A 20985-nucleotide genomic window follows, 5' to 3' on the forward strand; every position below is an offset into this window, starting at 1 on the left:
CAGGAGGGGTAGTCGGGACCGCCGGGCAGGTGCGGTATGCCGCTCACCGATACGGAGTGGGGACTCGTCACCACATGGGTGCGTGAGTACCTTCTCGACACCCCGGACCCGGCCGGCCGGCTGCGGGGCGTGGGGCTTTCGCCGGAATTCGTCGGGACCCTCGTGCTCACTCCGGACCGGGACGCGAACGCGCACCTGGTGGTCGCCGCGGCGCGCAAGGACATCGCCCATCAGCGCGCCCTGCTGGACGCCCTCACCGGGCTCGACGCGCTCACGGCGGCCGGGAACGTCGAGGCGCGGAGCCTGCTCAGGCGGCTGCGGGAGGACGAGGAGCTGCTGCGTTCGGCGCGCGACCCGTTCGGCACGCTGGTGCTCGCGAACGGGACCGAGGTCTTCATCGACCGGGCCGAGCTGCGCGAGAAGCTCCGGGGGTTCGTCGCCGACCCGGAGCAGACGGTGCTCGTGGTGGACGGCGAGCCGGACAGCGGGCGCTCGTACTCGTACCGGCTGATCCGCCACCTCGGGCAGCACTGCGGCTTCCGTCCCGTACGGATCACGCTCTCGCGGACGACGACGGCGGCGCGGCTCGTGGAGCGACTCACCGAGTTCGTCGCGGGTCCCGGGGTGGACCGGTCGCCTTTGAACCCCACACAGTTGAACGATCCACTGCCCTCCGTCGACGACGCCGTGCATCGGATCGTGAGCTGGGCGACGGCCGCCGAGGAGCGCTTCTGGCTGGTGCTCGACGAGTGCGACAAGCTCGACCCGACCTCGGACGTCTGGGACTGCATCGGCAAGCTCGCCCTCGCCGTCTACGAGCACACACCGGTACGGCAGGACTCCGTGCCCCGGCTCGTCCTGCTCGGCTATTCCCCCGCGATGCGCCAACTCCCGTACGACATTCGGAAGAACGAGTGCCGCGACACGGCACAGGTGGTGACCGAGGACGATCTGCACACGTTCTTCCGGGAGTTCTTCCTCCAGGGTCAGCCCCCGCCCGACCCCGCCACGCTCGCCCGCCTGGTGGACGTGGCGGTGTCCGGGGTGCTGTACGCGGTCGACTCGGCGGATTCCACGGACAGTTACATGCGCCGGGTCTGCACGGCGGTGGAGGAGACGGTACGGCTCTCCCGCGAACTCGCCCCCGGCGACGACGCCCCCGATCAGCTCGAGCTGGCACTGCGGAGCACGGCCGCCCATCCGCCGCCCGTCGCCACGCTGCCGCAGCTGCGCAGGGCCTACCGGGAGGCGGCCTGCCTCCTGGACGAGTTCGACCCCGCCCTGCTGCGACTGCCCGGCGAGAGCGCCCCCACCGGGCGCGCCACCCTCGCCCTCGTCGACGACTGCACCGCACTGGCCTCGCACCCCACGCAGACCTGGGTCCTGAAGCCCGAGGTCCGCGAGGAGACGCTGAGCGCGTTCGCGACCCCCGAGGCCGCCCGGCTTGCCCTGGAGGCCACCATCGGCACCCTGCCCGCCGGCCCCCGTACCGAAGGCGCCTCGCCGGAGCACTGCGTACCGGCCCACGGCGGCCCCTGCGAAAGCCCGGGACACGACGGGCTCGGCACCGAGCGCGCCGCGCTCGCCCTGCTGTCCGGCGTACCGGCCGACCTCGACACGCTGAGCGTCGAGGGGCTCTGCGACACCCTGCGGGCCGTCCTGTGGCTGCGCCAGGTCCCCGGCATCGCCGGGCTTCCTGACGTCGACCACGTTCAACACCGGCTGGAGCGGGCCCGGTTGCTCGAACCCCTGGAGCGGTTGTCCGACGGCCCGATCCACGGGCGGCAGCGCGAACTCGACGCGCTGCGCGCGTACATCGCGCTGCCCTCCGAACCGGCCGAGCCGCCCGTCCTCATCCACGGCGTGGGCGGCATCGGCAAGAGCACCCTGCTCGCCACCTTCTTCGTCGAAAGCCTCCGCGACTCCCCCACCGGATTCCCCTTCGCCTTCATCGACTTCGAGCGCCCGACGCTCTCCATCCACGAACCGGCCACGGTGCTCGCCGAGGCCGCCCGCCAGCTCGGCGTCCAGTACCCCGCCCACCGGGCCGCGTTCGACGCCCTCGCCGACGAGTGCGAGGAGACCGCGGCCTCGCATCGCGGCGAACGGAACCAGCTCGACGAGCTGTACCAGCTGTCCGCCACCCGCGCGACCCTCGGCCGCGACTACTCGGCGGGGTTCCACGCCCGGGCCAGCGCCCGCGAACAGGAACTGGCCCGCCAGGTCGCCGAGTTGGTCGCCGAGGCGGTCGCCACGCCGGACGGCGAGGACGCTCCCCCGCTGGTGATCGCCTACGACTCCTTCGAGGAGGCCCAGTACCGGGGCTCCCCGGTCCTCGGCCGCATGTGGGCCATCTGGTCGGCGCTGCGCGCCGCGTATCCCCGGCTGCGCTACCTCGTCGCTGGTCGCGCCCCCATCGACCACCCGGCGAAGGTGCTCACGCCGCGCACCATGGAACTGGGCGAGCTGGACCAGCAGGCGTCCCTGGACCTGTTGATGTCCTCCGGGGTCGACGACGAGGCCGTCGCCCGGGACCTCGTCGACCGGATCGGCGGCCATCCGCTCAGCCTGAAACTCGCCGCACGGACCACCGTCCTGCTGGGCGCCGGATCCGAGCCGCTCGGCGACCTGCTGCGCACCCTGCCCTCGCGCCGCCGGTACTTCCACCACCAGGTCGACCAGATGCTGATCCAGGGCACGTTGTACGACCGCATCCTCAACCACATCGCGGACGAAGCGGTCCGCGCCCTCGTGCAGGCGGGCCTGGCGCTGCGGGTGATCACCCCGGAGCTGGTCAGGGAGGTCCTCGCCGAACCGGCCGGCCTGGAGGTCGGTTCCGACCAGGAGGCCCGTGCCCTCTTCGGCCGGCTGGTCTCGCGGCTCGACCTGATGGAGCCGGCGGGGCCGCAGGCCGTACGGCACCGGGCGGATCTGCGCTCGATCATGCTGCGGCTCTCCGACAGCGCGCGGACGGACCTGATGCGGGCGGTCGACCACCTGGCGGTGGAGTTCCACGCCGCACGCGAGGGGCCCGCCGCACGCGCCGAGGAGATCTACCACCGCCTGCGGCTGGGCCAGAACCCCCGCGCGGTGGAACGGCGTTGGGAGCCAGGGGTGGCCCCCTACCTGACCGGTGCGGACCGCGACATGCCGCCCCGCTCGGCCGCGTTCCTGCTCGGGAAGCTCGGCGGACACGTACCCGACCGGATCATGGCCGAGGCGGACCAGGAGGACTGGGAGCGGATCGCCGCGCGCGAGGTCGAGGACCTGCTCACCCAGGGGTACGTGGAGGCGGCGGTGGAGCGGCTGGGCGAGCGGCGGCCCTGGACGCCGTGCAGCAGGCTGCACGGGCAGCTGGTGGAGACCCTGGCGCGGTCCGGGCGGATCGCGGAGGCCCGGGAGACCGCCGAGCAGGCCGTGGACCTGGCGGCCGAGGCGGGGTGCGCGCGGACCCGCCTCGAACTGCTCCAGATGTCCGCGCGGCTCGCCCAGGACGAGGGCGACCTCACGGACGCCGACCACGACCTCCAGGAGGCGGAGGACGTCGCGGCCGGGCTCGGTCTCGCGCACGAGTCGATGGGCGTCCTGGTGGCCCGTTCGCGCCTGGCGGCGCTGTCGGACGAGGGCTCGGCCGAGATGGACGACCGCCTCGCCCGTACGCTGCGCGGCATGCCGGACGAGGAGCTGGCCCGGCAGCCCGCCCTGGCCAGGGCGGCGGCGGCCACGGCCTCCCGGGTCGATCCCGAACTCCTGGAACACACGCTGCGGCTCGTGGGACTTCCGGCCGACGACGAGGCGGTCGTCGAGGCCCTGGCCCGCTGGATCGACACGGCGATGACCGACGAACCGCAGCTGCGCGAACCCCTGATCCGGATCCTGGAGTCGGCGACCGGCACCCCCGCGGCGGCCGTCCCCACCGGGACCGTCCCCACCGCGACGAGGACCTCGACGGGCGGCCACGCGGTCCCGCACACCGCCCGGATGACACGGGCGGAGGTGGAGCGGGCGCTGCGCCAGGCGCGCGAGCGCGGGACGCTGGACAGCGTCGCCTGGCGGGTCCTCACCCTCCGCGACGCCAGCGGCGACCTGGTCGAGGGCGTCGCCGCCGCCATGGACGCGGGCACCCCGGCCCGCGGCCCCGCCACGGAGCCCGCCACCGGCGGGGACGGCCGGGGCCTCTGGTCGCAGCCCCCGCCCGCCGCGACCGAGGGCTCGATCCGCGGGGAGCCGTACCTCTCCGCCGAGGACCTCGTCCGCGTCCGCAACGCGGCCCTGGACGCGGGGCTCGCCGAGGACGGGGTGCGGCGCCTGCTGTTCGCGGGGACGACCGCGCACTTCCGGGCCAGCCTGCCCGCGATGGACACCCCGCTGCGCCAGATGCACTCCGACCTGGACGTGATGAACCAGGTGGAGCGGTTGATCGACGGAACCGTTCCGCTGGAGATCTGGCTGCACAACGCGATCGCCCAGACCGTCGACGCGGCCCCGCTCACGGTGCTCCAGCGGGCGCTCGACGACGTGGCGCGGGACGCCGCAGGGGAGCCGGACCTGCCGCCCGGGACGCTGCCGGCCGAGACCAAGGAGGAGATCATCTTCCGGGACGACACCGTGCCGTTCGAGTTCCTGCAGGGCGGCGTCCTCGCCGGCTCGTCGGTCGCCCGGCTGAAGGTCCCCCCGTTCGAGTCGGGCCGCCCGCTCCAGCCCGCCTACCCGCACGCGGGCACCGGCTGGCTCATCACCCCCGACCTCCTCATCACCAACCACCACGTCGTGAACGCCCGTACCCGCTCGCCCGGGGTGGTGCTCCGGGTCGCCGACGACGACCTCCAGCTCCAAGTGCGCAACTCCCGCTCGCGGTTCGACTACGGCGCCGACGAGGCGGAGACCGTGGAGGCCACGGCGGGCGCCCTCGTCGCCTGGGACGAGACCCTCGACTTCGCGCTGATGCGGCTCTCGCCCGGGCTGCCGCCCCGCCCGGTGCTCAAGGTGGCGACCGCGCCGCTGCTCCTGACCGGCGCCGAACCGGTGGCGGTCAACATCATCCAGCACCCCGGCGGCCAGCCCAAGCGGGTGGCGCTGCGCAACAACCTCGTCTTCGAGGCCGACGACCGGGACCTCCGGTACTTCACCGACACCCGCAGCGGCTCCTCCGGTTCACCGGTCTTCACGGACGACTGGACGGTCGTGGCGCTCCACCGCGGCACCCGCCGCGTCGAGGAGGTCCACTACCAGGGCAGGACGACGGCGTTCGTGAACGTCGGCACCCAGATGAGCCGGATCCTGGCCCATCTGAAGGAGACGGCACCGGAGTTGTACGAGGAGATCGGCGCCGCACAGGCGGTGCCGGGGCCCGAGACCCACATGTGGGCTGCCTGAGCGTGACGTGAGGTGAGGTGCGAGATGGAGACGCGGAACGCGTACGGATCACCGGTCGCGACCGGCCCCGAGCGGGTCTTCGACGACCTGGCGGGCGTCGCCGCGCGGGTGCGCCGGCACCTGGAGGCGGAGATCTCCGAATCGGCGGCGGAGCTGCCACCGGACCAGGCCCCGGCCGGCCAGATCTCCCGCTTCGCGCAGGAGGAACGGGCCCGGGTCCTGGAGGCGGGGGTCGCCGGCCTGGAGAAGATGGCCGCGCACCGGGCGGACGAGATCGACGAGGACGAGTACTTCGGCGTGGAGGCAATCGTCCTCCTGGAGGGCAGGCCGGCGATCCTGGTGCAGGGGCAGAACTTCGCCGCCCAGGACGGCGACTGGTCGGTCCTGGAGGCCGGCCGGGACGCGATCCGCGAGTCGATCGCCCGCGTCGGCCGGGTCGAGGTGACCGGCCACCCGAACCTGGACTGGGTCGGCACGGCCTTCCTCGTGGGGCCGCGCGCGGTGATGACGAACCGGCACGTGGCGGTGGAGTTCAGCCGCGCAGTGGACGCGGGCTGGTCCTTCCAGCAGGGCATGTCGGCGCGCGTCGACCCGGGCGAGGAGCTGGCCGCGGTCCCCGTGGCGGATCCGGGCCTTGGGTCGGGGTCGCCCGCGTACGAGGTGACCGAGGTGATAGGCATCCACCCGGAGGTCGACATGGCCCTCCTGCGGATCGAACCACCGGACGGCGACCCGCTGCCGACCCCGCTCGCCGTGGCCGCCGACGCACCCGCCGACGTGCCCGGACGGCCGGTGTACGTGGTCGGCTACCCGGCCTGGGACGGGCGGCGCAACGAGCCGGAGTCGATGCGCCGGATCTTCATGGACATCTACAACGTCAAGCGCCTCCAGCCGGGTACGGCGACGGAGTTCGCCCCCGGCGGCCTGGTGATGAAGCACGACTGCTCGACCCTCGGCGGCAACAGCGGCTCCCCGGTCTTCGACCTGACGGACCACCGCGTCCTCGGCCTGCACTTCGGCGGCCGCTACCGCCTCGGCAACGTCGCCGTCCCCCTGTGGGAGCTGATCGACGATCCGCTGCTGGCGCAGGCGGAGATCAACTGGGTCTGAACGACGGCCGGGCAGCCTCGGGATCACGTCGCTGAACTCCCGCCCCGTGTGGCAGAGTCGGGCCGGTACGGAGGGTGACGGGGGCGAAGGGGGCGGCGTGGCGCGGGTGATCGACGGCCGGTTCGAGCTGGTGGCACGGCTCGGCGGCGGCGGGATGGGCCTCGTATGGAAGGCCCGCGATCTGATGCTCCGCCGCGACGTGGCGCTGAAGGAGGTACGGCCACCCGATCCGGCGCTCGCCGAGTACGACCCCGCGGGCGCCCGCGCCCTGCGCGACCGGGTCCTGCGCGAGGCGAGGGCGCTCGCCCGCGTCACTCACCCGAACGTGGTGACGATCCATCACATCGTCGACGAGGGCGAGGAGTCGTACCCCTGGCTCGTGATGGAGCTGGTCACCGGCGGCTCCCTCCAGGACCGGCTCGACCGGGGCAGGCTCACGCCCGGCGAGGCGGCCACGCTCGGGCGCGGGATCCTCACGGGGCTGCGCGCGGCGCACGCGGTGGGCATCCAGCACCGGGACATCAAGCCCGCGAACGTCCTGCTGCGCCCGGACGGTTCCCCGGTCCTGACGGACTTCGGCATCGCGGCGCTCCACGGGTCGACCGCGCTCACCGCCGCCGGTTCCCTCATCGGCACCCCCGACTTCATGGCCCCCGAACGGGTCGGCGGGGAGGAGGGCGGTCCGGCCGCCGACCTCTGGTCGCTGGCCCTGACCTTGTACGTGGCCGTGGAGGGCCAGAACCCGCTGCGCCGCGGCGGGACGCTCGCCACGCTCGCGGCGGTCCTCGGCGAGGACGTCCCGCCCCCGCGCGAGGCCGGCCCGCTCACGGGGGCGCTGACGGCCGTCCTCGTACGGGACCCGGCGGCCCGCCCGGACGCGGAGACGCTCGACGGGCTACTGGCGGAGGCGGAGCGCGCCGCGGGCACGGAACCGGAGCCCGAGGACGCGCGGCCTGCGGAGCCCGACACCGCGACCTCGTACCGGATCGCGCCACCGGCACCGACACGGACACCCCGGCGCGTACGGAAGAGCTGGCTCGCGGCTGTCGGGGCGGTGGCGCTGACGCTGACCGGCGTTCTGGCCTGGACACTGTGGCCCGACGGCGGCGCCAAGGCCAAGGGCGGCGACAAGCCGTCCGCGTCCACGTCACCGAGCACTCCCCGCACGCCCACGACCGCGACCACGACCACGCCCACCGTCACGATCGGCATCAAGTCCGACCAGCCCGGCTTCGCGCGGCAGAAGGACGACGGCACGTACGCGGGCCTGGACGTGGAGGTCGCGACGTACGTCGCCCGCGCCCTGGGCCACGACCCCGCCGCCATCGAGTGGAAGGGCATCACGAGTGCCGAACGGGAGAGCGCCCTCACCCGTGGTGAGGTCGACCTCGTCGTGGCGACGTACGCGATCACGGACCGGCGCGCCCAACAGGTCGACTTCGCAGGCCCGTATCTCACGGCCCACCAGGACGTCCTGCTCCGAGCCGAGGAGGCGGGAGTCACTCGGCTGGAGGATCTGCAGGGCAAGACATGGTGCTCGGTCACCGGTTCCACCTCGGCCGAGAACATCACGAAGAACCTCACGTGGGCGGTCGTGTACGGACGCTCCACGTACGAGGTGTGCATGCAGGACCTGGCCGCCGGCACCGTCGACGCCGTCACCACGGACAACGCCCTGCTCGCCGGATACGCCGCACAAGCCGAGTACCAGGGCAAGTTCAAACTCGCCGGATTCAAGCTGACCGACGAGCGCTACGGCGTCGGCCTGCCGAAGGGCAGCCCCTTGCGGGGGCGCATCGACACGGCCCTCAAGGCCATGGTGGCGGACGGCTCGTGGGCGGCGGCCGTGGAGAGGAACCTGCCGCTGCTCAAGGCGACGGACACCGCCAAATCGCCGACCGGCTGACCCGGGCCCGGGCGGCTCACCCCGCCGCGCCCTCCGCCGCCTCCTGCGCGATGCGGTCGAACTGCGCGCCCATCGCCTCGGCGAGCGCCTGGGCGGCGGACAGGGGCCGGACCATGACGGTGAAGTCGTCGATCCGGCCGTCCTCGTCGAAGTGGAGGAAGTCGCAGCCCTGGACCCGGCGGCCGTTCACCGTGGCGGTGAAGACGAGGGCGTGGTCGCGGCCGTCGGGGTTGGCGATCTCGCGTTCGTACGTGAAGTCCTCGAAGACCCGCATCACGCCCCGGAGGATGGCGGCGGTGATCGCCTTGCCGGCGTACGGCTTGAAGGCCACGGGGCTGGTGAAGACGACGTCCTCGGCGAGCAGGGCCTCGATGGCGGCCGCGTCACGGTTCTCGACGGCCTTGCGGAACGGGTGCATACGCCCTCGCAATACTCAAATACTTGAATAGGTTGGGGAGGAGGCTAGAGCCGGGGGCCCGGCCCTGTCCACCCCGGATCGAGCGTCACGGGACCAGCACGACCTTGCCGTTCACCGTGCCCGACTCGGCCAACCGCATCGCGTCGGCGACCTGGCTCAGCGGGAGTTCGGCCGCGACCCTGGCCGTGATCTCGCCGCGCCGCATCGCCTCGAAGACCTGCCCGAGGTCGGCACGCAGGCGGCTGCGGAAGCGGTCCTTCGCGAAGGCCCGGCCGCCCCAGACGTTGTAGAAGTACGCGCGCCGACCGTTGGGCAGCGCCTGCCAGGCCCACACCCGGCCGAGGATCTTCAGTACCGGCATCTGCTTCGAGCCGGAGTCGTCCCGGGTGGCGGCGCTGCCGTACGAGACGAGGGTGCCGCCCTTCGCGAGCAGCCGCCAGGAGTCGACGACGCTGCGGCCGCCGACGTGGTCGAAGACCGCGTCGACCCCGCCCGGCGCCAACTCCCGTACGCGGGCGGGCACATCCTCGGTCCGGTAGTCGATCGGGGTGACGCCGAGCCGTCGCAGGGCCTCGTGATGGCGGGCGGAGGCGGTGCCGATGACCTTCACCCCGGCGCTCCGCGCGAGCTGGACGAGCACGGTGCCGACGCCGCCGTTGGCGCCGTGCACCAGGACGGTCTGACCGGACCTGATCCGGGCCTTGCGGTGGAGCATCTGCCAGGCCGTGATCCCGTTGACGACGGCGGTCTCCGCCTCGGCGGCCCCGAGACCCTCCGGTACGGGGACGACATCGGCGGCGTCGAGCAGGACGTGGCTGGCCCAGCCGCCCGTCTTGGTCAGCGCGGCCACCCGGGTGCCGAGCAGGTCCGGGCCGACCCCGGCCCCCACGGCGGCGACGCGGCCGACCAGGTCGTACCCCGGGACGAAGGGGAACGGCGGCTGGTCGTAGTACCGGCCTCGGCGCATCTGCTGCTCCGCGAAGGAGACCCCGGTCGCCTCCATGGCGACGAGCACCTGACCCGCTCCGGCCGCCGGAACCGGCCCGTGCCGCAGCTGGAGCCCCTCGGGCTCCACCGTGCCGGGAAGGACGACCTCTACTCGCTCGATGACGCTCATGACGACCTGCCTCCGCTGTCGACGACGTAACGACTACGCCTTATCGCTTCCGTTACAAGGTATAACCGAGCTCTCGCGAAGCTGTCAAGCATTCGCATGAGTGATAGCGTCTAACCATCAGCGTCGGAGCGGGAGGAACCCATGACGGAGACCGGCGGAACGCCACGCGAGCGGTACCGGAACCAGGTGCGCGCCGAGGTCAAGCAGCTGGCCTGGGAGCAGATCGCGGCCGACGGCGCCTCGGCTCTGTCGCTCAACGCGATCGCCAAGAAGATGGGCATGAGCGGACCCGCGCTGTACCGGTACTTCGCGGGCCGGGACGAGCTGATCACCGAGCTCGTCCGGGACGCCTACCGCAGCCTCGCCGACACCGTCCGCGAGGCGGAGAGCGAGGGCGCCGACCTCTCCGACATCGCCCGCGCGCTGCGCCGCTGGGCCCTCGCCGACCCGCACCGCTACTTCCTCGTCTACGGCACACCCGTGCCCGGCTACCACGCGCCGGACGAGATCACCGGCATCGCATCCGAGATCATGAGCGTGCTCCTGCGGGCCGGCGAGGCCGCGGGTTCGCCGGACCCCTTCGCCACGGCGATGGCGTTCTGGACCCGGCTCCACGGGGTGCTCTCGCTCGAACTCGCGGGCCATTTCACGGGCATGGACGACGTGTCTCCGGAAGCCCTCTTCGAGAACGAGGTCGCGACGCTCGGCAGGTAGCCGTACGGACAGGGCCGGTAGGGTGTGCCGGGTGCGGGGGCGCGTTCGTATCTTCTTTCGACGACACGCACAGGGGGTTCCTCGTGCCCGTTCCACGGATGAGCAACACGCCGCTCCCCGGCATAGGCGTCCGCTACGACCTGACGACCCGTGAGCACCGGCGCCTGTCGGTGATCGCCCACCGGGACGGCAGCCGGACACTGAACGCGTACCGCCGGGACGATCCCGACGAGTGCGCGCTGTCCGCGAAGCTCACCGCCAAGGAGGCGGAGGCGCTGATCGACGCGCTGATGCCCTCGCACCACAGCCCCAACCTGCTCTCCACCACCGACCTGGGCCTGGTCGCCGAGCGGATCGAACTGTCCGCGCACTCGCACTGGAACGGACGCGTCCTGGGCGAGACCCGGACCCGTACCGAGACCGGCGCCTCCATCGTCGCGGTCCTGCGGCGGGCCGACGCGATCCCGTCGCCCGCACCGGACTTCCGCCTTGCCGGCGGGGACACCCTCATCGTGATCGGCACCCGCGAGGGCGTCGAGGCGGCCGCCGCGATCCTCGGCCAGGAGTGAGCGGCATGCACTCCTCCGCCGTCTTCCTGATCGAGTTCGGCGCGATCATCCTCGCGCTCGGACTGCTCGGCCGTCTCGCCGGACGGTTCCAGTTCTCCCCGATACCCCTCTACCTGCTCGCGGGCCTCGCGTTCGGCGAGGGCGGTCTGCTTCCGCTGGGCACCAGTGAGGAGTTCGTCGCGATCGGCGCCGAAATCGGCGTGATACTCCTGCTGTTGATGCTGGGCCTCGAGTACACCGCCAGCGACCTGGTGACCAACCTCAAGACCCAATACCCGGCGGGCTTGGTCGACTTCGCCCTCAACGCCCTGCCCGGCGCCGGGATGGCGCTGCTCCTCGGGTGGGGCCCGGTCGCCGCCGTCGTCCTGGCGGGCGTCACCTGGATCTCGTCCTCCGGCGTCATCGCCAAGGTCATGGGCGACCTCGGCCGCCTCGGCAACCGCGAGACACCGGCCATCCTGAGCATCCTGGTCCTGGAAGACCTGGCCATGGCGGTCTACCTGCCGATCGTCACCGCCCTGCTGGCCGGGGTGAGCCTGGCGGCCGGGAGCGTCACTCTCGCCATCGCCCTCGGCGTCGCGGGCACGGTCCTCTTCGTCGCCGTCCGCTACGGCAGGCTCATCTCCCGCTTCGTCTCCAGCGACGACCCGGAGAAGCTCCTCCTGGTCGTCCTCGGTCTGACGCTGCTCGTCGCCGGCATCGCCCAGCAGCTCCAAGTGTCCGCCGCCGTCGGCGCGTTCCTCGTCGGCATCGCCCTCTCGGGCGAGGTCGCCGAGGGCGCCCACCATCTGTTGAGCCCGTTGCGGGACCTGTTCGCGGCGGTGTTCTTCGTCTTCTTCGGTCTGCACACCGACCCGGCCAGCATTCCGCCGGTGATCCTGCCCGCGCTCGCGCTCGCCGTGGTCACGGCGGCGACGAAGATCGCCACGGGCTACTGGGCCGCCCGGCGGGCCGGGATCTCCGTCAAGGGCCGCTGGCGGGCGGGCGGCACGCTCGTCGCCCGGGGCGAGTTCTCCATCGTCATCGCGGGTCTCGCCGTCACCGCGGGCGTCGAACCGGCCCTCGGCCCGCTCGCGACGGCGTACGTCCTCGTCCTCGTCGTCCTCGGCCCGCTCACCGCCCGCTACACGGAGCCGATCGCCACCCGCGTCACCGCTCGCCTCCGCAGAGCCCCCGCCGTCGCGGCCAGGCCGGTCGAAGCCCCCGTCGTCACGGCCACGCCGGTCGAAGCCCCCGTCGAAGCCCCCGTCGAAGCCCCGGCCGAGGAGATCCTGGAGCCCGTGGAGGACGGCACCTCCGGACGCCCCTGAGCCCGTCCTCTCACCGCCCCGATTCCGCCACCGGGTACGGCACGAAGGTGCCGCTGTTCTGGTCGATCCGCAGAGGGAGGCCGAGCGGCGGGACCGCCCGCTGGGGGCAGTCGAGCCGTTCGCAGAGCCGGCAGCCCATCCCGATGGGGGTGGCCGCCGCCGCGTTGTCGAGGTCAAGGCCGTCGGAGTACACCAGGCGTGAGGCGTGCCGGAGTTCGCAGCCCAGGCCGATCGCGAAGGTCTTGCCCGGCTCGCCCCAGCCGCCGCGGTGCCGGGTGACGGCGCGGGCCGTCCACAGATAGCGCTGCCCGTCGGGCATGGCGGCGATCTGCACGTGGATGCGACCGGGGGCGGCGAACGCCTCGTACACGTTCCACAGCGGGCACGTGCCGCCCGCGCGGGAGAAGTGGAAGCCGGTCGCCGACTGCCGCTTGGACAGGTTGCCGGCCCGGTCGACGCGGACGAAGGAGAAGGGCACCCCGCGCAGCCGGGGCCGTTGCAGGGTGCTCAGCCGGTGGCAGACGGTCTCGTGGCCGAGGCCGAAGTGGTCGGTGAGCCGCTCGATGTCGTAGCGGAACTCCTCGGCGACGGCGTGGAAGGAGCGGTACGGGAGGATCAGCGCCGCCGCGAAGTAGTTGGCGATCCCGATCCGGGCCAGGGCGTGGGCGGGCGAACCGGCCGCGAAGTCCTCGGCCGCGTGCCGGTCGAGCTCCGCACCCCACTCCAGCAGGGCCAGTTGGGTGGCCATGCGGAAGGCACGCTGCCCGGGCCGCAGGCGCGGGGAGAGGTGGAGGGTCCGCGTCGTCCCGTCGTAGTGGTGGAGCCGGTCGCCGGTCTCGGCGGAGAGCCGTACGCCGTGGGTGTCGGCGAGCCGGGCCGTCAGCGCCCGGACGACCTCGCCCGGCTGGATGCCGATCTCGGCGGCGAGCCCTTCGGCCCCGAGGTCGATGTCGTGCAGGTAGTTCTGGCGGCGGTAGAAGAAGTCCCGGATCTCCTCGTGCGCGGAGCGCGGCGACTCCCCGGCCGCGTACCGGCCGTCGGCGGCGTCGGCCAGCTGCTCGGACAACGCCTGGTTACGACGGCCCAGTTGGACCAACACCCGGGCGACCTCGGGCAGCCGCGACGCCAGTTCGGCCAGCTCGGAGGGGGCGACGCGGGACGCGGACAGCTCCCCCGCGAGCGCCTCCCGGAGGTCCGCGACAAGCCGCCCGGTGTCCCGCTCGGAGAAGAAGCCCGGGTCGACGCCGAAGGTCTCGGTGAGCCGCAGCAGCACCGGCACGGTGAGCGGCCGGGAGTCGTGCTCCATCTGGTTCAGATAGCTCGGCGAGATGCCCAGCGTCCGGGCCAGCTCCGCCTGGCTCATCCGGCGGTCCTCGCGCAGCCGCCGCAGCCGCGCCCCCGCGTACGTCTTGCCCACGCGCGCTCCCCCTCCATGTCCGTCCGGGACAGGGGCAGCGTACGTCAGACGGCATCCTTCGCACCCTTCGCAATCTTGGCAATCCGGCTCCGGAAGATTCGCAGAACTTGGCACTTCTCCACGATTGATGGCACTGCGTGCCAGTGCCAGAGTCTGAGTGCGGCCCGCCGGACCCCACAGGCACCGACCGGAGCCGGGACCCGATTCGCGCCCTGATGTCGGCCATCCCGGCGATGCGACGGCCTGGAGTGGCCAGATTGCTCACCTCCGCCCCGTCGGGCGCCGGCGGGCCGCGACCCACAGTGAGACACCTAGTGCCACACCGCAGGAGCCCCACGGGAGAGCCGTGCGCGGCTTGGCAAACGCAACAGAACCAAGGAGACGGTGACGATCATGGCAGCGACGAACCCGACCGCGGAGCAGCTCGCCCAGCGCTGGGCGACCGACCCGCGCTGGGCCGGCATCGAGCGCACGTACACCGCGGAGGACGTGCTGCGGCTGTCCGGCAGCGTCCGTGAGGAGCACACCCTGGCCCGGCGCGGCGCCGAGCGGCTCTGGCGGCAGCTCCACGACCTCGACTACGTCCACGCGCTCGGCGCGCTCACCGGCGGCCAGGCCGTCCAGCAGGTGCGCGCGGGCCTCCAGGCCATCTACCTCTCCGGCTGGCAGGTCGCCGCCGACGCCAACCAGGCCGGCCACACCTACCCCGACCAGAGCCTCTACCCGGTCAACTCGGTGCCGCAGGTGGTCCGTCGGATCAACAACGCCCTGCTGCGGGCGGACCAGATCGCCACGGCCGAGGGCGGCGACGACACCGACTGGCTCGCGCCGATCGTGGCCGACGCCGAGGCCGGGTTCGGCGGCCCGCTCAACGCCTTCGAGCTGACCAAGGCGATGATCGCGGCCGGTGCGGCAGGCATCCACTACGAGGACCAGCTGGCGTCCGAGAAGAAGTGCGGCCACCTCGGCGGCAAGGTCCTCGTGCCCACCGCCCAGCACATCCGAACCCTGAACGCGGCCCGCCTCGCCGCCGACATCGCCGACACCCCGACCCTGGTCGTCGCCCGCACCGACGCCCTGGCCGCGACCCTGCTGACCAGTGACGTCGACGAGCGCGACGCCGAGTTCGTGACCGGCGAGCGCACGGCCGAGGGCTTCTACCGCGTCCGTAACGGCATGGGCCCGGTCATCGCGCGCGGCCTCGCCTACGCCCCGTACGCCGACCTCATCTGGGTCGAGACGGGCACCCCTGACCTGGCGCAGGCGCGGGAGTTCGCCGAGGCGATCCACGCGCGGTACCCGGACCAGATGCTCGCGTACAACTGCTCGCCGTCCTTCAACTGGAAGGCGGCCCTGGACGACGACCAGATCGCCAAGTTCCAGCGCGAACTGGGCGCGATGGGCTACAAGTTCCAGTTCATCACGCTGGCCGGCTTCCACTCCCTCAACCACGGCATGTTCGACCTCGCCCGCGGCTACGCCGAGCACGGCATGACCGCCTATGTCGACCTGCAGGAGCGGGAGTTCGCCGCGCAGGCGCAGGGCTTCACCGCCGTCAAGCACCAGCGCGAGGTCGGCACGGGCTACTTCGACCTGGTCTCCACCGCCGTCAACCCTGCCTCCTCCACCACGGCCCTGGCCGGCTCGACGGAGGAAGAGCAGTTCCACTAGGCCCCTTCCTCGGGTCCCCGAGCCGCCGAAGCCGGGGACCCTCCCGCCGCCACCCCAGGAGAATCCGATGCCCACCACCGCGCTGACCCACCGTGTCCGCGTTCTCGCCGCACCGGGTGACCGGCACGCCGAGATCCTCACCCCCGCCGCCCTGGACTTCGTCGGGAAGCTGGCGGAGGCGTTCGGCGAACGCCGACTGGACCTGATGAAGGAGCGCCGCCGCCAGGCTCTGCGCCTGGCCGGCGGGGCCCCGCTGGCCTTCTCCCCGGTCACCGCCACCGTCCGCGACGACCTCGCGTGGCGGGTCGCGCCACCGGCGCCCGGTCTGACCGACCGGCGGGTCGAGATCACCGGTCCGCCGGACCGCCGCATGGCGGTCCACGCCCTCAACTCCGGTGCCCGCGTGTGGATGGCGGACTTCGAGGACGCCACGGCACCGACCTGGGAGAACGTCGTCGGCGGCCAGCTCGTCCTGCGCGACGCGATCGACCGGCGGATCGACTTCACCGGCGAGGACGGCAAGGAGTACCGGCTCGCCGACCGCGACCGGCTCGCCACGATCGTCGTCCGGCCGCGCGGCTGGCACCTCCTGGAGGAGCACCTGGAGTTCGACGGCACCCCGGTGCCCGCCTCCCTCGTCGACTTCGGCCTGTACTTCTTCCACTGCGCCCAGCGCCAGATCGACGCGGGCCACGGCCCGTACTTCTACCTCCCGAAGCTGGAGAACCGGTACGAGGCTCGGCTGTGGAACGACGTTTTCCTGCTGGCGCAGGAGCTCCTCGGCATCCCCCGGGGCACGGTCCGCGCCACCGTGCTCATCGAGACGATCACGGCCGCGTTCGAGATGGAGGAGATCCTCTACGAGCTGCGCGAGCACAGCTCGGGTCTCAACGCGGGTCGCTGGGACTACCTGTTCAGCCTGATCAAGACCTTCGGCCACCGCACCGACTTCCTCCTGCCCGACCGGGCGAAGGTCACCATGACCGCCCCGTTCATGCGGGCCTACACCGAACTCCTGGTGCACACCTGCCACAAGCGCGGCGCGCACGCGATCGGCGGGATGGCGGCCCAGGTGCCGAGCAAGGATCCGTCCGCCCACGAGGCGGCGCTCGCCAAGGTGCGGCTCGACAAGGAGCGGGAGGCGGAGGACGGCTTCGACGGCTCCTGGGTCGCCCATCCCGGGCTCGTCCCGGTCTGCCGCGAGGTGTTCGACGGCGTGCTCGGCGACCTGCCCGACCAGATCCACCGGACGCGGGACGACGTGGAGGTGACCCCGGCGGACCTGCTGTCGGTACGCCGGATCAGTGGACCGCCCACCCAGGAGGGCCTCCGCACGAACATCGCGGTCGCGCTCGGCTACTTCGCGGCCTGGCTGCGCGGTCAGGGCGCCGTCGCCCTGGACGGGCTGATGGAGGACGCGGCGACCGCGGAGATCGCGCGCGTCCAGATCTGGCAGTGGGTGCGGCACCGGCTGATCGACCGGGAGACCGTCGTACGGCTGCTCGACGAGGAGCTCGACACGCTCGGCGCCCAGTACCCGTGGGCCCCACTGGAGGAGGTGCGGGCGATCTTCGAACGGAACGCCCTCAGCGGTGAACTGCCGCTGTTCTTCACCCCGGACGCCTACTCCCGCCACCTCGTGCGCCACGCGGAGCCCCGGTCATGAGCGCCGCGATCACGGGCGCCGAGGAGATCACCCGCGTCGGGGTGGTCGGCGGCGGCCAGATGGGGGCGGGTATCGCGGAGGTCTGCGCGCGGGCCGGACGGCACACGATCGTCTGCGAGACGGACGCCGTGACCGCCCGGGCCGCGCGGGAGCGGGTGACCGCCTCCCTGGACCGTGCCGTACGCCGGGGCAAGCTGGAGCCGGCCGCCGCGCAGGGCGCCCTCGACCGGCTCGTCTTCACCGGCGATCTCGAGGAGTTGGCCGACCGCCAGCTCGTGATCGAGGCCGTCGTCGAGAACGCGGACGCGAAGACCGAGGTGTTCACCCGTCTCGACAAGATCGTCGAGGATCCCTCGGCGGTACTGGCGACCAACACCTCCTCGCTGCCCGTGATGCGCCTCGGCATGGCGACGAGCCGCGCCGACCGGGTGGTGGGCCTGCACTTCTTCAACCCCGTGCCGGTGCTGCCGCTGGTGGAGGTCGTGAGCTCGCTGCACACCGCGCCGGACACGGTCGCCCGCGTGGAGCGCTTCGCGACGGACGTCCTCGGCAAGACGGTCGTCCGCTCGCAGGACCGGGCCGGGTTCGTCGTCAACGCGCTGCTCGTGCCGTACCTCCTCGCCGCGATCCGTATGGCCGAGTCCGGCTTCGCCACCGCCGCCGACATCGACGCCGGCATGGAGCTGGGCTGCGCCCACCCGATGGGCCCGCTGAAGCTGGCCGACCTCATCGGTCTCGACACCGTCGCCTCGATCGCGGAGTCGCTGTACGAGGAGTTCAAGGAGCCCCTCTACGCGCCGCCCCCGCTGCTCCAGCGGATGGTGGAGGCGGGGCTGCTCGGCCGCAAGACGGGCCGGGGGTTCCACCCGTACCCCGGCCGGGGCTGACCCCCGGGACTGCGGGGGCGGACCTGCGGGCGTGTCTCACCTCACCATCCGTATGGTGGACATCTCCCGACACAGCGCTGAACAGCCCCTTAGGGTGGCCGGTGCAGCTGGTTCGCCCCGTCAGCCGGACGGGATGCGTCGTAAGAGGGAACCCGGTGGGAATCCGGGACTGCCCCGCAGCGGTGAGCGGGAACGACCGCCGTCATACGCACTGGACCCGTACGGGTCTGGGAAGCGACGGCCAGTAGGTGTCCTCCCCCGTGGAGGATGTGCCCGCGAGTCCGAAGACCTGCCAACTGCCCGCGTACCGACCATGCGTACGCGGACATTCCGGTGACCTCGAGGGCGGGTCGGCGACCACACGAGACGGAGACACGCGCGTACGGCGCGAGGTCGGCCGTCCGGTCGGTCTCCCCTTCGCGCTCTCGTCCCGTCGCCGGGATCTCAGGGATTCATCTCGCGAAGGAGATCTCCGTGACCACCAAGCCCGCAGCCGCGGCAGCACGGGCCACCGTGTACGGCTACCCCCGTCAGGGGCAGCACCGGGAACTGAAGAAGGCGATCGAGGGGTACTGGAAGGGCCGCGTCACCGCCGACGCCCTCCGGACCACCGCCGCCGAACTGCGCCGCTCCCACTGGAGCCGGCTCGCCGAAGCGGGCGTCCACGAGGTGCCGACCGGCGACTTCTCCCTCTACGACCACGTCCTGGACACCACCGTCATGGTCGGCGCGATCCCCGCGCGGCACCGCGACGCCGTCTCCGCCGATCCCCTCGACGGCTACTTCGCCATGGCACGCGGTACGCAGGACGTCGCGCCGCTGGAGATGACCAAGTGGTTCGACACCAACTACCACTATCTGGTCCCCGAGTTGGGACCCGACACGGTCTTCACGGCGGACTCCGCCAAGCAGGTCGCCGAGCTGACGGAGGCCCTCTCCCTCGGCCTGACGGCCCGTCCGGTCCTCGTCGGCCCCGTGACCTATCTGCTCCTCGCCAAGCGCGCGCCCGGGGTGGCCGCCGACTTCGACCCGCTGACGCTCCTCGACCGGCTGCTGCCGGTGTACGCCGAGGTCCTCGCCGACCTGCGGGCCGCGGGCGCCGAGTGGGTGCAGCTCGACGAGCCCGCCCTGGTCCAGGACCGCACCCCGGCCGAGCTGAACGCCGCCGCCCGTGTCTACCGCGAGCTCGGTGGCCGTACGGACCGGCCGAAGCTGCTGGTCGCCTCGTACTTCGACCGGCTCGGCGAGGCCCTGCCCGTGCTCGCCAAGGCCCCCGTCGAGGGGCTCGCGCTCGACTTCACCGGCTCCGCCGCCGCCAACCTGGAGGCCCTCGCGGCCGTGGGCGGGCTGCCGGGCAAGCGCCTGGTCGCCGGCGTGGTCGACGGCCGCAACATCTGGGTCAACGATCTGGCGAAGTCCCTGACGACCCTCGGCACCCTGCTCGGGCTCGCCGACCGGGTCGACGTGGCGGCCTCCTGCTCGCTGCTGCACGTCCCCCTCGACGCGGCCGCCGAGCGGGACATCGACCCGCAGATCCTGCGCTGGCTCTCCTTCGCCAGGCAGAAGACCGCCGAGGTGGTCACGCTCGCCAAGGGCCTGTCCCACGGCACCCCCGCGATCGCCGCCGAACTGGCCGCCAACCGGGCCGACCTGGCCTCGCGGGCGGAGTCCCCGCTCACCCGCGACCCGGCCGTGCGCGCCCGTACCGGCGCGGTCTCCGCCGCCGACACCCGCCGCTCCCAGCCGTACGCCGAGCGGGCCGCCGCCCAGCACGCCCACCTCGGTCTTCCGCTGCTGCCGACGACCACCATCGGCTCCTTCCCGCAGACGGACGAACTGCGCACCGCCCGCGCCGACCTGCGCGCGGGCCGGATCGACACGGCCGGCTACGAGGAGCGCGTCAAGGCCGAGGTCCGGGAGGTGATCGCCTTCCAGGAGAAGGCCGGTCTGGACGTCCTGGTGCACGGGGAGCCCGAACGCAACGACATGGTCCAGTACTTCGCCGAGCAGCTGACCGGGTACCTCGCGACGCAGCACGGGTGGGTCCAGTCGTACGGCACCCGGTACGTCCGGCCGCCGATCCTGGCCGGCGACATCTCGCGCCCCGCGCCGATGACGGTGCGCTGGACGACGTACGCGCAGTCCCTGACCCACCGCCCGGTCAAGGGCATGCTGACGGGACCGGTCACCATGCTCGCCTGGTCCTTCGTCCGGGACGACCAGCCGCTCGGCGAGACCGCCCGGCAGGTCGCGCTCGCCCTGCGCGACGAGGTGAACGACCTGGAGGCGGCGGGCACTTCGGTCGTCCAGGTGGACGAGCCGGCCCTGCGGGAGACCCTGCCGTTGCGCGCGGCCGACCGGGCCGCGTACCTGGACTGGGCGACGGAGGCGTTCCGGCTCTCCACCAGCGGGGTACGGCCGGACACCCAGATCCACACGCACATGTGCTACGCGGAGTTCGGTGACATCGTGCAGGCCATCGACGACCTGGACGCGGACGTGATCAGCCTGGAGGCCGCCCGTTCGCACATGCAGGTCGCCCGCGAGCTGGCCGCGCACGGCTACCCGCGCGAGGCAGGTCCCGGTGTGTACGACATCCACTCCCCGCGCGTCCCAAGCGCCGAGGAGGCCGCAGACCTGCTCCGTACGGGACTCAAGGCCATCCCCGCCGAGCGGCTCTGGGTCAACCCCGACTGCGGTCTGAAGACCCGGGGCTGGCCGGAGACCCGCGCCTCGCTGGAGAACCTGGTCGCGGCGGCGCGCACGGTACGGGGCGAGCTGCCGGCGTCCTGACCGAGCGCGCGCGAGCGGGCCAGGGCACGTG

At 72.6% G+C, this 20985-nt stretch carries 13 protein-coding genes and 1 riboswitch; of the genes, 10 read left to right on the forward strand and 3 right to left on the reverse strand.

Annotated elements, in window-relative coordinates:
* Nucleotides 1–36: 36 nt before the first annotated feature.
* The 3 genes from ACWCO8_RS07275 to ACWCO8_RS07285 all read left to right on the forward strand — a co-directional run bounded on the left by ACWCO8_RS07275 (nt 37) and on the right by ACWCO8_RS07285 (nt 8392).
* Nucleotides 37–5376, forward strand: coding sequence for a trypsin-like peptidase domain-containing protein (locus tag ACWCO8_RS07275; protein WP_451031362.1), 5340 nt, complete (start codon nt 37–39; stop codon nt 5374–5376).
* A gap of 24 nt (nt 5377–5400) precedes the next feature.
* Nucleotides 5401–6486 (forward strand): trypsin-like serine peptidase, encoded by a 1086-nt coding sequence (locus tag ACWCO8_RS07280; protein ID WP_451031363.1) that lies wholly within the window; start codon nt 5401–5403, stop codon nt 6484–6486.
* Nucleotides 6487–6592: 106 nt separating this feature from the next.
* Nucleotides 6593–8392 (forward strand): bifunctional serine/threonine-protein kinase/glutamate ABC transporter substrate-binding protein, encoded by a 1800-nt coding sequence (locus tag ACWCO8_RS07285; protein WP_451031446.1) that lies wholly within the window; start codon nt 6593–6595, stop codon nt 8390–8392.
* 16 nt (nt 8393–8408) lie between these two features.
* On the opposite strand, the gene ACWCO8_RS07290 is transcribed toward ACWCO8_RS07285, so the two are convergent.
* Together ACWCO8_RS07290 and ACWCO8_RS07295 are read right to left on the reverse strand one after the other, a co-directional pair.
* On the reverse strand, nt 8409–8810 hold the full coding sequence (locus ACWCO8_RS07290; protein ID WP_451031364.1) for a nuclear transport factor 2 family protein: 402 nt from the start codon (nt 8808–8810) through the stop codon (nt 8409–8411).
* 85 nt (nt 8811–8895) lie between these two features.
* Nucleotides 8896–9927 carry a medium chain dehydrogenase/reductase family protein gene (locus ACWCO8_RS07295; RefSeq protein WP_451031365.1) on the reverse strand — a complete coding sequence of 344 codons (1032 nt, stop codon included), beginning with the start codon at nt 9925–9927 and terminating at the stop codon, nt 8896–8898.
* 141 nt (nt 9928–10068) lie between these two features.
* Between ACWCO8_RS07295 and ACWCO8_RS07300 the strand changes: the two genes are divergently transcribed.
* From ACWCO8_RS07300 to ACWCO8_RS07310, 3 genes are all read left to right on the forward strand, one after another.
* Nucleotides 10069–10641 (forward strand): TetR/AcrR family transcriptional regulator, encoded by a 573-nt coding sequence (locus ACWCO8_RS07300; RefSeq protein ID WP_451031366.1) that lies wholly within the window; start codon nt 10069–10071, stop codon nt 10639–10641.
* 83 nt (nt 10642–10724) lie between these two features.
* Nucleotides 10725–11210, forward strand: a complete 486-nt coding sequence (locus ACWCO8_RS07305) for a cation:proton antiporter regulatory subunit (RefSeq protein WP_362002783.1) — start codon at nt 10725–10727, stop codon at nt 11208–11210.
* Nucleotides 11211–11215: 5 nt separating this feature from the next.
* Nucleotides 11216–12520, forward strand: a complete 1305-nt coding sequence (locus tag ACWCO8_RS07310; protein WP_451031367.1) for a cation:proton antiporter — start codon at nt 11216–11218, stop codon at nt 12518–12520.
* Nucleotides 12521–12530: 10 nt separating this feature from the next.
* Here the strand turns inward: ACWCO8_RS07310 and ACWCO8_RS07315 are convergent, their stop codons facing one another.
* Nucleotides 12531–13937, reverse strand: a complete 1407-nt coding sequence (locus tag ACWCO8_RS07315; RefSeq protein WP_451031368.1) for a short-chain fatty acyl-CoA regulator family protein — start codon at nt 13935–13937, stop codon at nt 12531–12533.
* Between the two features lie 393 nt (nt 13938–14330).
* Here ACWCO8_RS07315 and aceA point away from each other — a divergent pair, with 393 nt between their 5' ends.
* From aceA to metE, 4 genes are all read left to right on the forward strand, one after another.
* Nucleotides 14331–15608 carry an isocitrate lyase gene (aceA, locus tag ACWCO8_RS07320; protein WP_451031369.1) on the forward strand — a complete coding sequence of 426 codons (1278 nt, stop codon included), beginning with the start codon at nt 14331–14333 and terminating at the stop codon, nt 15606–15608.
* Between the two features lie 67 nt (nt 15609–15675).
* Nucleotides 15676–17274, forward strand: a complete 1599-nt coding sequence (gene aceB, locus ACWCO8_RS07325; RefSeq protein ID WP_451031370.1) for a malate synthase A — start codon at nt 15676–15678, stop codon at nt 17272–17274.
* Nucleotides 17271–18161, forward strand: a complete 891-nt coding sequence (locus ACWCO8_RS07330; RefSeq protein ID WP_451031371.1) for a 3-hydroxybutyryl-CoA dehydrogenase — start codon at nt 17271–17273, stop codon at nt 18159–18161. The genes aceB and ACWCO8_RS07330 overlap by 4 nt, the downstream gene beginning before the upstream one ends.
* Before the next feature lie 91 nt (nt 18162–18252).
* A riboswitch (cobalamin riboswitch) is annotated at nt 18253–18472 on the forward strand.
* Between the two features lie 163 nt (nt 18473–18635).
* Nucleotides 18636–20954, forward strand: coding sequence for a 5-methyltetrahydropteroyltriglutamate--homocysteine S-methyltransferase (gene metE / locus ACWCO8_RS07335; RefSeq protein WP_451031372.1), 2319 nt, complete (start codon nt 18636–18638; stop codon nt 20952–20954).
* The last annotated feature ends 31 nt before the right edge of the window (nt 20955–20985 follow it).

The sequence above is a fragment of the Streptomyces sp. NPDC001927 genome (genome assembly GCF_053594455.1).